Below are 14,678 nucleotides of genomic sequence, written 5' to 3'. Positions count from 1 at the left end.
GAAACCATAGAGGAACAGGAGGCAGTAAATGGGGACAATTCGGTTTGCCACTGTGGGAACGAATATTACGGATACTTTTTTGAAAGCGGCAGCTGAAGTGCCGGAGTTCGAATTGGCTGCAGTGCATTCCAGAACAGAAGAACGGGCAAGAGAGTTTGCCGCCCGCCATCATGCGCCCAGATATTTCACGGATCTGGAAAAAATGGCAGCCTGGGACGGCTTTGATGCGGTTTATATCGGCGCGCCTATTGCATTTCATTATAAATATGCTAAAATGTTCATAGAGCACGGCAAACATGTGCTGCTGGAAAAAGCCTTTACCGCGAATGCCGCCCAGGCAAGAGCATTGACGGCCCTTGCAAAGCAGAAACAGGTACTTCTGATGGAAGCGATGATGACCACGGAATTCCCGAATTTCTTTCAGATCAGGGACAGCCTGCCAAAGCTCGGTAATCTGCGCAGGTACGTGGCCAATTTTGGAAACTACTCCATCCGTTATGATGATTATAAGGCAGGACTGTCCGTAAATACTTTCCGGAGGGATCTCTGCAACGGAGCAATGCTGGATATGGGCTGTTACTGTGTGGCTCCTATGGTGGCGCTTTTTGGAAAGCCGTTGGAAATCAAGGCCTTTGGTGTGGTTCTGGAGAGCGGGGTAGACGGGCAGAGTACGGTAATCTGCCGATATCCGGGGATGGATGCGGTGAATCTGGTGACGAAAATCGCCAATTCTTACCTGCCTTCGGAAATCGCGGGAGAGGAAGGCACCCTGTTTCTGGATCATATCCAGGGGCTGGGGAAAATGGAAATCCGTTACCGGGACGGCAGGACGGAATCTGTCCGCGTGGACCAGCCGGAACATGGGATGGTGTATGAGCTGAGAGATTTTATCCATACCCTGGAGGAAGGCCGTACAGAATCAGTACATAACACCCATCAGCTGACGCTGGATGTGATGGAAGTGATGGATGAAATCCGCAGACAGGTAGGCGTGCGCTATGATTGCGATGAATAACAGGAGGAATTATCTATGATCCAGAATCCTATATTAAGAGGATTTTGCCCTGACCCCAGCATTATCCGTGCCGGGGAAGACTTTTATATTGCCACATCCACCTTTGAATGGTGGCCCGGAGTTCGTCTGTTTCATTCCAAAGATCTGAAAAACTGGGAGCAAATCCCCTCTCCGCTGCGCCGTGTCAGCCAGCTGAATATGGTGGGGGACCCCGCTTCCGGCGGCGTATGGGCGCCCTGTCTGAGTTATGACGGCAAAAAGTTCTGGCTGGTATTTACAGATGTGAAAACCAAAAAAGGCCGTTACTATAATACCCACAATTATCTGGTATATGCGGATGATATCCGGGGGGTATGGTCTGATCCCGTATATCTGAACAGCGTTGGCTTTGACCCTTCTCTGTTTCATGATGTGGACGGGAGAAAATATCTGATCAATATGCTCAACGGTTTTAAAGGAATCACTGTCCAGGAGTACGATCCGCTGACTAACCGGCTGGTTGGCCGCGTGGAGAAAGTTTTCGGCGGGACGGAGGCAGGGTTTACAGAAGGCCCGCATATGTACCATATCGGGGACTGGTATTATCTTCTGGTGGCGGAAGGCGGCACCAGCTATGGGCATCAGGTGACGATTGCCAGGAGCAGGAGTATCTGGGGGCCTTTTGAGGTGGACCCGGAAAATCCCATGCTGACTTCTGACATTGAGGATGAAAATGCGCTGCAGAAGGCAGGGCATGCCGATTTTGTGGATACCGGGCATGGAGAATGGTATATGGTGCACCTTTGCGGGCGGTCCAGAACCACGGAGGATGGCAGAAAGGTCTGCCTCACAGGGCGCGAGACAGCCATCCAGAAAGTATGCTGGAAGGACGGCTGGCTGCGCCTGGAGTCTGGCGGGAGATTCGCGCAGACGGAGACAGAAGAGCCGGAAGGCATCCCTATCCACCCTCTGCCGGAAGTTCCTGCACGGGATGATTTTAATGAGAATATGATGGGCCTTCGGTACAGTTGTCCCAGGGCGCCGCTGGTAGACAGCATGAACCAGGTGGAAAGGCCTGGCTGGCTGCGGCTCTACGGCCAGGAGTCCTTGAATTCTCTGCACCATGTGAGCCTGATGGGCGTGCGCCAGGAAGAACTGCATGCCATGGCAGAAACAGCCATGGATTTTGTCCCGGAGAGACCGGAGCAGGCGGCCGGGCTGGCATACATGTATGACGCCATGAACTTCTATATTTTTATAAAGACCAGGGATGAGGCGGGAAAAACTGTTTTAAATCTGATCTGCAGCGATTCCGGAGTCTGCACAGACCTTATGGAGCCGGTTGAAGTGCCTGAGACGGATGTGCTATACCTGCGGGCGCAGACGGATGAAGCAGGCGCGTTTGTGCGTTTCTTTTATTCTATGGACGGGGCCGGATGGATTCAGGCAGGCGGGGAATATACCACGGAAATCCTGACGGATGAACATTGCCGGGGCTTTACCGGCGCTCATTTTGGCATGTATTGCCATGATATGAGCGGATCCCGTAAATTTGCGGATTTTGATTACTTTACATATAAGAATATATAACACCATGCTGCCGTCGGAATTGCTTTGGGGGCTGTGCCGTCCCAAAGCGGCCTGCGAAAGAGAGGAGGGTGTATGAAGCGGAAATACTGCGTATGGGTAAGCCTGCAGTGATCAGGCTTCATACACTCTTTTTAGTGGAAGGGAGATCAGAATGAGAGAAAGAGAACAGTTTCGCGCCCAGGCAGTAGAGTTGGTCGCAAGGATGACCCTGGAGGAAAAGACGGGGCAGCTGCGGTATCAGGCCCCGGCAATTCCCAGGCTGGGCGTTCCGGCCTATAACTGGTGGAATGAGGCGCTGCACGGCGTAGCCCGGGCGGGTACGGCTACGGTATTTCCCCAGGCAATCGGGATGGCGGCCTCTTTTGATGAAGAACTGCTGCGGAAGGAGGCTTCTGCCGTGGCAGAAGAGGGCCGGGCGAAATATAATGAGAGCGTCAGGCACGGGGACAGAGATATCTATAAAGGCCTGACCTTCTGGGCGCCGAATGTGAACATTTTCCGTGATCCCAGATGGGGCAGGGGGCATGAAACATACGGAGAAGATCCCTGGCTGGCGGCAAGAATGGGCGTGGCTTACGTGAAAGGCCTTCAGGGAAACGGAGAGTACCTGAAAACCGCCGCCTGTGCAAAACATTTTGCCGTTCACAGCGGCCCGGAAGGGCTTCGCCATTCCTTTGACGCAAGAGTCAGTGAAAAAGATCTGAGAGAAACCTATCTCCCGGCCTTTGAAGCCTGTGTCAAAGAAGGCGGTGCAGAGGCGGTGATGGGCGCTTATAACAGGACCAATGGAGAGCCCTGCTGCGGGAGTTTCCGCCTGTTGAAAGAGATCCTGCGGGAAGAGTGGGGATTTCAGGGCCATGTGGTTTCAGACTGCTGGGCAATCAGGGATTTTCACACCACCCATGGAGTGACAGAAACGCCGGAAGAATCTGTTTCGCTGGCATTAAAAGCGGGCTGTGACGTGAACTGCGGCAATTCCTATGAATATTTGCTGGAATCAGTGAATCAGGGGCTGGTTACAGAAGAAGAAATTACAGAGGCATGTGTCCGGCTGTTCACTACACGGTTTGCTTTAGGAATGTTTGCGGAAACCGAATATGATTCCATCCCGTATGAGAGAGTGGAATGTAAGGAATTCCTTGCACTTAATGAACGGGCAGCCAGAGAGAGTATGGTTTTGCTGAAAAATGACGGCATACTTCCTCTTTGTGCGGATTCTCTGCGCACAGTGGGTGTGATTGGGCCAAACGCGGACAGCCGCCAGGCGCTGATGGGAAATTACCACGGAACTTCCTCCGAGTATATTACTGTTCTGGAGGGAATCCGCAGGGAAGTGGATTTTCATAATCTGACCAGGCCGGAAGGCCGGGAAATCCGTCTGTTCTATGCAAAAGGATGCCACCTGTTCCGGGACAGAGAAGAAAATCTGGGGCAGCAGGATGACAGGCTGGCAGAGGCTGTGACAGTTGCGGAGCACAGTGACGTGGTGATTCTCTGCCTGGGCTTGGATGAGACGCTGGAAGGCGAACAGGGCGATACCGGGAATTCCGACGCTTCAGGGGACAAGCAGGATCTGCAGCTGCCGGCTCCCCAGAGGAGGCTTCTGCGCGCTGTTCTGGATACAGGGAAACCTGTCATTCTCTGTAATATGACGGGAAGCGCGGTGGATCTCTCCCTCGCTCAGGATAAGGCTGCCGCGGTACTGCAGCTGTGGTATCCCGGCGCGCGGGGCGGAAAAGCAGCTGCTGAAATCCTTTTCGGCAGGTATTCTCCCGCAGGTAAACTTCCGGTCACTTTTTACAGGAGTGAAGAGGGACTGCCGGAGTTTACAGATTACAGCATGAAAAACCGCACTTACCGGTACTATACAGGATCTCCCCTCTATCCCTTTGGCTATGGTCTGACCTATGGTAAAACTGTGGTGACAGAGGCGGACGTGGAGGAAGAGGCTGAGGACGGCAGCCTTTGGCTCAGGGTATCCATGTTTAACGGAGGAAGAGAAACGGACGAGGTGCTTCAGATCTACTGCAGGAACCTGGCTTCGCCCTGGGCTGAGCCGAATCCAAAACTGGCCGCTTTTCAGAGGATTCTTCTGGGAGAAGGGGAAGAAAAAACTGTGCACATCACGGTTCCGGCCCAGGCATTTACGGTAGTGGACGAAAAGGGTGTTCGCAGAGAAGAGGGCAGGCGTTTTTTGCTTTACGCAGGTTTTGGCCAGCCGGATGGCAGGACCAGAGATCTGTCGGGTCAGAGCTGCATGGAAATCAGCTTTGAGAAAAAAAATATTGTTCAATAGTTTGAAATGTGTTATAATATCGAGAACTCAAATTGAGACAATGCAAAAGAAGGGTAAAACGAGATGAAACGACAGGATATTCACAAAGTGATGATCATCGGTTCAGGGCCGATTATCATCGGCCAGGCATGCGAATTTGACTATTCCGGAACGCAGGCCTGCAAAGCGCTGAAGAACTTGGGGTATGAAATCGTGCTGGTCAATTCCAATCCGGCAACGATCATGACCGACCCGGATACGGCTGATATCACCTATATCGAACCGCTGAATGTAGAACGGCTGGAACAGATCATTGAAAAAGAACGTCCGGACGCCCTGCTGCCCAACCTCGGCGGCCAGTCCGGCCTGAATCTGTGCTCCGAGCTGCAGAAAGCCGGCGTGCTGGACAGATATGAGGTTAAAGTGATCGGCGTTCAGGTGGATGCCATTGAACGCGGCGAAGACAGGATTGAATTTAAGAAGACCATGGAATCCCTGGGCATCGAAATGGCCCGCAGCGAAGTTGCCTACAGCGTGGATGAGGCGCTGCAGATCGCGGATAAGCTGGGGTACCCTGTGGTGCTGCGCCCGGCGTATACCATGGGCGGCGCAGGCGGCGGACTGGTCTACAATGTGGAGGAGCTGAAGACAGTTTGCGCAAGAGGGCTGCAGGCCAGCCTGGTGGGTCAGGTGCTGGTGGAGGAATCTATCCTGGGCTGGGAAGAGCTGGAACTGGAAGTAGTCCGGGACTCCAAGAACAATATGATTACTGTCTGCTTTATTGAAAATATAGATCCGCTGGGCGTACATACAGGAGATTCATTCTGTTCCGCCCCTATGCTGACCATTTCAGAAGAGGTGCAGAAACGCCTTCAGGAACAGGCCTATAAGATCGTGGAAGCCATTGAGGTGATCGGCGGAACCAATGTGCAGTTCGCCCATGACCCGGTTTCCGACAGAATTATTGTGATTGAAATCAATCCCAGGACATCCCGTTCTTCCGCGCTGGCTTCAAAAGCCACCGGATTCCCCATCGCTCTGGTATCCGCCATGCTGGCCAGCGGCCTGACTCTGGATGAGATCCCTTGCGGGAAATACGGCGCTCTGGACAAGTATGTGCCGGGCGGCGACTATATTGTAATTAAATTTGCCCGCTGGGCCTTTGAAAAATTCAAAGGCGTTGAGGATAAACTGGGCACGCAGATGCGGGCGGTAGGCGAAGTGATGAGCATCGGCAAGACCTACAAGGAAGCGTTCCAGAAGGCCATCCGGAGCCTGGAAAACGGCCGGTACGGCCTGGGCGGCGCAAAAGACTTTGCCGGCCGGACCAAAAAAGAACTGCTGACCATGTTGGCTACCCCCTGCAGCGAACGGCATTTCATCATGTACGAGGCTCTGAGAAAAGGCGCTTCTGTGGATGAGATTTTTGAGCTGACAAAGGTGAAACGTTACTTTATCCAACAGATGAAAGAGCTGGTGGAGGAGGAAGAAGCACTGAAAAAAGACGCAGGAAAGCTTCCTTCTCCTGAAGTGCTGAAGCAGGCGAAGCTGGACGGTTTCTCCGACAAGTATCTGAGCCAGATTTTGGATGTCCCGGAAGAAGACATTCGTAAGAAACGTAAGGAAAATGGAATTGTGGAGGCCTGGGAGGGCGTCCATGTCAGCGGAACGGAGAATTCTGCCTATTACTATTCCAGCTACCACCTGGAAGACCGCAGCCCGGCTTCCGGCAATGGTAATAAGATTATGATCCTGGGCGGAGGGCCAAACCGGATCGGCCAGGGAATCGAATTTGATTATTGCTGTGTCCATGCGGCCAAGGCGCTGAAGAGCCTGGGGTTTGAGACAATTATTGTGAACTGCAATCCGGAAACAGTGTCCACAGACTATGACACTTCGGATAAGCTGTACTTCGAACCCCTCACCCTGGAAGATGTGCTGAGCATATATGAGAAAGAAAAACCTCTGGGTGTGATCGCCCAGTTCGGCGGCCAGACGCCTCTGAACCTGGCGGCGGACCTGAAGAAAAACGGAGTGAATATTCTGGGTACCACCCCGGAAACCATTGATCTGGCGGAAGATCGGGATCTGTTCCGCGCCATGATGGATAAACTGGAGATTCCCATGCCGGAGTCCGGCATGGCGGTGACAACAGAAGACGCGCTGGAAATCGCAGAGCGCATCGGCTATCCTGTGATGGTGCGCCCCTCTTATGTGCTGGGCGGCCGCGGGATGGAAGTGGTATATGACAGCGAGGCGCTGACGTTCTACATGCGGCAGGCAGTGGGCGTGACGCCTGACAGGCCGATTCTGATTGACCGTTTCCTGCACCACGCTACAGAGTGCGAGGCCGACGCCATCAGCGATGGGACGAATGTATTCGTGCCTTCTGTCATGGAGCATATTGAACTGGCAGGCGTGCATTCCGGAGATTCCGCCTGTGTGCTGCCCCCTAAGAGCCTGACGGAGGAGCAGATTGCCACCATCAAGGATTATACCAGAAAAATTGCGGCAGAGATGAACGTGGTGGGCCTGATGAATATGCAGTATGCCATTGAGGACGGGAAAGTTTATGTGCTGGAAGCCAACCCCAGAGCTTCCAGAACCGTGCCGCTGGTCTCCAAGGTCTGCGGGATCAATATGGTGAAGCTGGCCACAGAGATTATGACAGCTGCTTATACAGGCAAGGAATCGCCGGTGTCTTCCCTGAAAGAGAAGAAATTCGCCCATTACGGCGTAAAAGAGGCGGTGTTCCCCTTTAACATGTTCCCTGAAGTAGATCCGCTTCTGGGGCCGGAAATGCGTTCCACCGGGGAAGTTTTGGGCATTTCTCCTGACTTCGGAGACGCTTTCTATAAAGCACAGGAGGCTGCTCAGAGCAAACTGCCGGTATCCGGGACTGTGCTGATCAGCGTGAGCGACCGGGACAAGCCGGAACTGGTTGAGGTAGCCAGAGGGTTTGCAGAATGTGGATTCTCTATTCTGGCTACAGGCCGCACCTGCGATATGATTCAGGCTGCCGGCATTCCCGCCCAGAAGATCGCCAAGATCAACGAGGGCCGCCCAAATGTGCTGGATAAGATCACCAACGGAAAAGTCCAGCTGATCATCAATACGCCCATAGGCAAAAAGGGCGCTGTGGATGACAGCTACATCCGTAAAGCTGCGATTAAAAATAAAATTCCTTACATGACCACCATGGCGGCAGCCAAAGCTACTGTAGAGGCGGTAAAATCTGTACTGAGGGATAAGGCTCTGCCTGTGAAGTCGCTGCAGGAGTTTCACGCGGAAATCAGATAGGATTCAGACAATGTAAGTGTGATATAAAACCGGCCAGGCCGGCCAATGAAAACAAAGACGCGCTCCGTCTGTTTTGCTGAGACAGGGCGCGTCTTTGTTGTATACGAAACTGTATTTCCTATGCAACAAAACCCTTCGGGGATAGCACTGCGGCATTCTTTTTTATGACCTGGCAGGTAAACCTCCTGCCGTTCAGACGATGAGCCCCCCGCAGAGTATGGCGTCTCTCTGGTAGAAGACAGCAGCCTGGCCCGGAGTGATGGCGCGCTGGGGTTCCTCAAATACTGCCTCCACCTCGTCCGGACCGGTCTGAGTCAGGATGCAGGGCGCGCCCCGATGGGCATACCGGATTTTGCCTGAGGCGCGTACTGGTTCGGCCAGGCTGGACAGAGCCTGGAAATTTACCTGACGGATGACCAGCTTCTTTGTAAAGAGATCTTCGGATTCACCAATTACCACCTCGTTGGTATCCGGCCGCAGCGCCGTGACAAAAACAGGGCGGCCCATGGCCAGATTCAGGCCTTTTCGCTGCCCTATTGTGTAGTGGGTGATTCCTCTATGCGTTCCCAGAACATCGCCGCCGGCGGTGACAAAATTGCCCTGCGGGGGGAGCGGGGAGGGAGAATGTTCTTCAAGGTAACGGTTATAGTCCTGATCCGGTATAAAGCAGATTTCCTGGCTGTCTTTTTTGCCGGCAACATGCAGGCCGATGGACTGAGCGATCTCCCGGATCTGTTCTTTTTCATATTCTCCTGCAGGCATCAGCGTGCGGGAAAGCTGTTCCTGGGTAAGATTGTACAGCGCATAGGTCTGGTCCTTGGAATCCGTGGCGGAGCGGCAAACAGCGAAACGACCATTGTCAAGTTTCCTGACCCTGGCGTAATGCCCTGTGGCTACAAAATCAGCTCCCAGCCGGTCCGCGGCCTGTAACAGGCCTGTCCATTTCACCCGGCGGTTGCAGATGACACAGGGATTTGGTGTGCGCCCATTTCTGTATTCATCCATAAAATAAGTGATCACGTCGGACTCAAATTCAGATCTGAAATCCAGCACATGAAACGGAATGTTCAGCGTATCAGCCACTTGACGGGCGTCTTCAATGGCGGCCAGTCCGGCTTCTTCAGAGCTCTCGGGCCACAGGCGCATGGTGACGCCGATCACAGAATATCCCTGTTCCTTTAGTAAAAAAGCGGCGGCAGAGGAATCCACCCCGCCGGATAAACCGATGATTACAGTTTGTCTCAAAATACCACCTCTCTCTAAAATAAAATGATGCACCAATCATAGCATATTTTGGCAGGGTGGCAAAGAGAAATTAGAAAGAATTTCAGGAAATGGTTGGATTTCAGCATGGAATCTGATATAATATTTCCAAACTTCAGAAAAGAGGAGAGTTTTCCTATGAATAAAAGGCGTGTAGTAGTCGGATTGGGGCGGGTGGCTTTTGGGTCTACTTTGCCGCAGCAGAAAGAAGCGGTTCAGAGGGCGGCCCGGGCCATTGCCGATCTGGTGGAAGCCAGGTACCAGGTGGTGGTCACCCACAGCAATGGGCTGCAGATTGGTATGATTCATGCAGCTATGAACGAATTTTCTAAAAACAACCAGGAATTTACCGCAGCGCCGGTAGCTGTCTGCGGCGCGCTGAGCCAGGGATATATCGGATACGACCTGCAGAACGCTCTGCGGACCGAGCTTTTGGACCGGGGAATTTATAAACCGGTCTGCACGATCATCACGCAGGTCCGGGTAGATCCTTTTGACAAGGCGTTTAACCATCCCACCAAAGAAATCGGACGCATTCTGACGAAAGAAGAGGCGGACGCAGAAGTGGAAAAGGGCAATTATGTGACAGAAGTTGACGGCGGATACCGCCGTATTGTAGCGGCTCCCCAGCCCATTGATATTTACGAGATTGATTCGATCCGGACGCTGGCGGATGCGGACCAGGTAGTGATCGCCTGCGGGGGCGGCGGAATTCCTGTGATGCAGCAGGGTACCAGGCTAAGAGGCGCCAGTGCGATTATTGAAAAAGACCTGGGCGCAGCGCGGCTGGCCCAGATGCTGGATGCGGACGACCTTCTGTTTTTGACGGGAACGGAACAGATGACTGTGAAACCGGGGACGTCTCAGGAACAGAAGCTGGGCAAGCTGACAACAGTGAAAGCCGAAGAATTGATCGAAGAAGGGTATTTTGACGCAATTTCCACGCTGCCCAAGATGCAGGCAGCAGTGGAATTCGTCAGCTCGGGCAAGGACAGAAGGGCCATAATCACTTCTCTGGACAAGGCCCTTGCCGGGCTGAAAGAAAAGGCCGGCACCATCATATCCTGAGCGTGCCGGATAAAAATTTAATTGTATTGCAGAAAGCGCCGTTGTGATATGCTACAGCACAGCGGCGTAAGGAATCACATCGCTAAAGCGACACGCCGCAGGCGGATAATCCCGCGAGCGGGATTCTTTTTTCCACTATTCGTTTAAATTGAGGAAAACGGGTCTGCGGTCTTTATAAATAGTATAATATCTGTATCCCAGTTTCTTCAGCAGCTCCGGGAGCAGAGAAAAATCATAGGCCAGATGTTCAGGCGCATGTCCGTCCGAACCGATGGTCAGCAGCTCTCCGCCCAGCTCCCGGTAGCGGATGAGCACATCTTCATGGGGATTGGGATGTCCGAGACCGTATTTAAAGCCTGCGGTATTGCATTCCAGGGCGATATCCCTGTCAATCAGGGTGCGGAGAATTTCATCAATTATATCTCCAAATTCAGCGAATAGATTCACTTTTCTTCCGGAGGGCAGATAACGGACAATATAGTCCAGATGGCCGCAGGAATCAAAACAGTCAAATGATCTGATGTTTTCAAGCATATCCTCAAAATACCGGTGCAGGCCCTGCTGTTCCGTTTTTCCATCCCAGTAAACCGGAAAATAGGGGTCCATCTGATCCACCACATGAGTGGAACCGATCACAAATTCAAAAGGCCAGGAGGCAGTCAGCTCTTCCGGCCGTTTTCCAAGGTGAGGCTGCAGGCCCAGCTCTATCCCGATATGAAGGCAGATCTGGCCGCGGTATTCTTCCTTCAAAGCTTCCAGAGTCCGGAAATATTCCGGTATATCAAAAACAAAAGAAGGCTCTTCCCCCGGAAAATCCATGTCGTAATGGTCTGTAATATAAAAATCCTGAAGCCCCAGGCGGATTGCCTGCCGGATCTGGCTCCTGGGAGAAGAGGTGCTGTCTGTGGAAAAAGCAGTGTGGGTGTGCGTATCTGCCAGAATCATGATATGTCCTCCATGTGATTATTCACCGGCTTTTTTGTTTGGCCGCTGGCTTTTAGTATAATGGATGAAATCAAAAAATGCAATATTCTTCAGAATCCATTTGAAAAATCAGGAAGATGTGATAGAATGAATTCGAAAGGTTTTTTACAAGAAGATAATTTGGGAGGAAAATATCATCATGAACGTAACAGACCTAAAGAATTTATTCATGTTCTGTGGAGGCCTGGGGATGTTCCTGTACGGCATGCACACCATGTCGGATGGTATCCAGAAAAGTGCAGGAAATAAGATGCGCCAGCTGCTTGAAATGCTGACGAATAACCGGCTGATGGCTGTGCTGATGGGGGCTCTGATCACGGCAATCATTCAGAGCAGCGGCGCCACAACTGTGATGGTGGTAGGCTTTGTAAACGCGGGGCTGATGACGCTGACGCAGGCGGTGGGCGTGATCATGGGCGCGAACATCGGAACCTGTATTACATCCTGGATCGTTTCACTGGGGCAGCTGGGGGACAGCATGATGCTGTTTTCACCTTCTTTATATGCGCCGCTGCTTTTGGGAATCGGCGCAATTATGATTATGTTTATTAAAAAACCATCGTCTAAACTGGCGGGAGAAATCCTGGTTGGTCTGGGCTTGTTGTTTATCGGCCTGGATTTCATGAAAGACGCGGCCGGGAGCTATACAGACCTTCCGATATTTAAGAATGCCTTTGAGATGTTCGGAAGCAACCCTGTGCTGGGAATTCTGATCGGAGCTGCGGTGACCGCGATTATGCAGAGTTCTTCCGCATCTGTGGGAATCCTGCAGATGCTGGCGGCTTCAGGAGGGGTGGTGACGGCCGCCTCGGCGGTTTATATCAGTCTGGGCTCGAATATCGGTTCCTGCTGTACGGCCATGCTGTCCAGCCTGGGAGCGCCCAGGAACGCAAAACGGGCGGCAGTGATCCACCTGTCTTTTAATGTGATCGGCGCAGTGCTTTTTGGAGCGGGAATGTTTCTGTTCTTCCAGTTCCGGCCGGCTCTGGGAAGCGGTTCCATTGACAGCGTGGGGATTTCGATTTTTCACACTGTGTTTAATATCGTCTGCACAGCCCTGCTGTTTCCCTTTGCCAAGGCTCTGGTGGCTCTTTCGGGGAAAGTTGTGCCTGCGGGCAAAAAGGATAAGGAATTGGCTCAGGAAAACGCAGTGGAAGAAGTGGTGCGCCATCTGGACAAGCGTTTCCTGGAGACCCCCGGCGTTGCGGTGGAGAATGTTCTGAATGAAGTGGTGCACATGGGAGAGATCACTTTGGAAAACGCCACTCTGGCGGTGCGGAGTGTGTTTGACGAAATGCCTGACGAATATTCCAAGGTTTATGAAAATGAAAAGACCATCAACAGCCTGGAGAAATTGCTCACAGAATATCTGGTTCAGATTAACAATCTGTCCCTGACAGAAAAACAGCACCAGATCATTAACCACTTATTTTATATTGTCAGCGACATAGAACGGGTGGGGGATCATACAGAAAATATAGCTGAAATGGCGGAGTATCTTCATAATAATAATATCGTATTTTCTGAGACCGGAATCTCGGATCTGAAAGAAATCAGCGAAAAAGTGCTGGCCTCTTTTCAGTATGCCATTGATGCCAGAAAAACAGGGAGCAAGGAGTCTGTGCGGCATGTGGTGAAGCTGGAGGATATGGTGGACGATCTGGAAGAAGAGCTGCGTGAAAAGCATATCGCAAGGCTGTCAAATAATGAGTGCAGCGCGTCCTCAGGGGTGATTTTCCTGGATATCATCAGCAATCTGGAGCGCATATCCGACCATGCCGACAATATCGCGGGCTATGTAAAAGACGAAATGTGAAAATTTTAAAAAATCGTGGAAAAAGGACTTGCCTTTTTTCTGCAAAGCGGTTAGAATAAGATAGGTTGATGAAAGTTTAACAAACCATTTTCCATAAGTCAATAGCCGCTGTCGGCGGTTATATTATAAGAACTCTAATCATTCACAATTAGGAGGAATTGAAATGGCTGTAAAAGTAGCAATCAATGGTTTTGGCCGTATCGGCCGTCTGGCTTTCAGACAGATGTTTGGCGCTGAAGGATATGATGTAGTAGCAATCAACGATCTGACAGATCCGGTAATGCTGGCAAACCTGCTGAAGTATGATACCGCTCAGGGCGGATACTGCGGTTATATGGGTGAAGGAAAGCACACCGTAGAAGCTGGCGAAGGCTGCATTATCGTTGACGGAAAGACCATTACAATTTATAAAGAGCCCGATGCAAACAATCTGCCTTGGGGTGAACTTGGCGTAGACGTTGTTCTGGAGTGCACCGGCTTCTATACAAAGAAAGACAAGGCTATGGCCCATGTGAATGCCGGCGCTAAGAAGGTTGTTATTTCCGCACCTGCAGGCAATGATCTGAAGACCATCGTGTTCAGCGTGAACGAAGATATTCTGACAGCAGATGATCAGATCATCTCCGCTGCTTCCTGCACCACCAACTGCCTGGCTCCCATGGCTAAGGCTCTGAACGACTATGCTCCCATCCAGTCCGGTATCATGAGCACCATTCATGCTTATACAGGCGACCAGATGATTCTGGACGGCCCTCACAGAAAGGGTGACCTGAGAAGAGCGCGTGCCGGCGCAGCTAACATCGTTCCCAACTCCACCGGCGCGGCGAAGGCAATCGGCCTGGTTATCCCCGAGCTGAACGGCAAGCTGATCGGTTCTGCACAGCGTGTTCCGGTTCCCACCGGTTCCACAACAATTCTGACTGCTGTTGTTAAGGGTGAGAATGTTACTGTTGACGGCATCAACGCTGCAATGAAGGCAGCAGCTTCCGAGTCCTTTGGCTACAACGAAGATCAGATCGTATCTTCCGACGTGATCGGCATGAGATTTGGTTCTCTGTTTGATTCCACTCAGACAATGGTAATCGACCTGGGCAACGGTCTGTACGAAGTACAGGTGGTTTCCTGGTATGACAACGAGAACTCCTATACCAGCCAGATGGTTCGCACCATCAAGTATTTCGCTGAGCTGGCATAATTTTCCCGGTGAAAATGAAATAGAATTGATTCAAGACTCACAACGGGTCCGGTCCTTGGACCGGGCCCGTTACATTGCTGCACAGGAAACTATGCAACAAAACCCTCCGGGGGGATGCGCACTACGCGCTAAGGAAATATGGCCGCTAAAGCGACCGCGCTTCGGCGGGCCGGACTCTAAATTTATTTTAGAA

The 14,678-nt window shown here is 51.8% G+C and carries 9 protein-coding genes; 7 read left to right on the top strand and 2 right to left on the bottom strand.

Going from position 1 to position 14,678, the window contains the following annotated elements; translation table 11 throughout:
* The first annotated feature begins 28 nt into the window (after nucleotides 1-28).
* The 4 genes from EV209_RS06945 to carB all read left to right on the top strand — a co-directional run bounded on the left by EV209_RS06945 (nucleotide 29) and on the right by carB (nucleotide 8,159).
* Nucleotides 29-1,015 (top strand): Gfo/Idh/MocA family protein, encoded by a 987-nt coding sequence (locus tag EV209_RS06945; protein ID WP_130434470.1) that lies wholly within the window; start codon nucleotides 29-31, stop codon nucleotides 1,013-1,015.
* A gap of 15 nt (nucleotides 1,016-1,030) precedes the next feature.
* The gene (locus EV209_RS06940; protein WP_130434468.1) at nucleotides 1,031-2,584 is read left to right on the top strand and encodes a glycoside hydrolase family 43 protein; all 1,554 of its coding nucleotides are present in this window, start codon (nucleotides 1,031-1,033) and stop codon (nucleotides 2,582-2,584) included.
* Between the two features lie 151 nt (nucleotides 2,585-2,735).
* Nucleotides 2,736-4,880 carry a glycoside hydrolase family 3 protein gene (locus tag EV209_RS06935; protein ID WP_130434466.1) on the top strand — a complete coding sequence of 715 codons (2,145 nt, stop codon included), beginning with the start codon at nucleotides 2,736-2,738 and terminating at the stop codon, nucleotides 4,878-4,880.
* Nucleotides 4,881-4,943: 63 nt separating this feature from the next.
* Complete coding sequence (gene carB, locus EV209_RS06930) at nucleotides 4,944-8,159, top strand: carbamoyl-phosphate synthase large subunit (RefSeq protein ID WP_130434464.1); 3,216 nt, start codon at nucleotides 4,944-4,946, stop codon at nucleotides 8,157-8,159.
* 192 nt (nucleotides 8,160-8,351) lie between these two features.
* Here the strand turns inward: carB and mnmA are convergent, their stop codons facing one another.
* Complete coding sequence (mnmA, locus tag EV209_RS06925; protein ID WP_130434968.1) at nucleotides 8,352-9,407, bottom strand: tRNA 2-thiouridine(34) synthase MnmA; 1,056 nt, start codon at nucleotides 9,405-9,407, stop codon at nucleotides 8,352-8,354.
* A 153-nt stretch (nucleotides 9,408-9,560) separates the two neighbouring features.
* Between mnmA and arcC the strand changes: the two genes are divergently transcribed.
* Complete coding sequence (gene arcC, locus EV209_RS06920) at nucleotides 9,561-10,490, top strand: carbamate kinase (protein WP_130434462.1); 930 nt, start codon at nucleotides 9,561-9,563, stop codon at nucleotides 10,488-10,490.
* 135 nt (nucleotides 10,491-10,625) lie between these two features.
* Here arcC and EV209_RS06915 read toward each other — a convergent pair whose 3' ends face one another.
* A complete protein-coding gene (locus EV209_RS06915) occupies nucleotides 10,626-11,435 on the bottom strand; it encodes a histidinol-phosphatase HisJ family protein (protein WP_330520885.1) in 810 nt (269 codons plus the stop codon).
* A 178-nt stretch (nucleotides 11,436-11,613) separates the two neighbouring features.
* Here EV209_RS06915 and EV209_RS06910 point away from each other — a divergent pair, with 178 nt between their 5' ends.
* Nucleotides 11,614-13,290 (top strand): Na/Pi cotransporter family protein, encoded by a 1,677-nt coding sequence (locus EV209_RS06910; RefSeq protein WP_130434460.1) that lies wholly within the window; start codon nucleotides 11,614-11,616, stop codon nucleotides 13,288-13,290.
* Between the two features lie 163 nt (nucleotides 13,291-13,453).
* Nucleotides 13,454-14,485, top strand: coding sequence for a type I glyceraldehyde-3-phosphate dehydrogenase (gene gap, locus EV209_RS06905; protein WP_130434458.1), 1,032 nt, complete (start codon nucleotides 13,454-13,456; stop codon nucleotides 14,483-14,485).
* The last annotated feature ends 193 nt before the right edge of the window (nucleotides 14,486-14,678 follow it).

This window comes from Cuneatibacter caecimuris (assembly GCF_004216775.1).
GTDB lineage: Bacteria > Bacillota > Clostridia > Lachnospirales > Lachnospiraceae > Cuneatibacter > Cuneatibacter caecimuris.
This window is presented reverse-complemented; position numbering and strand designations above follow the sequence as displayed.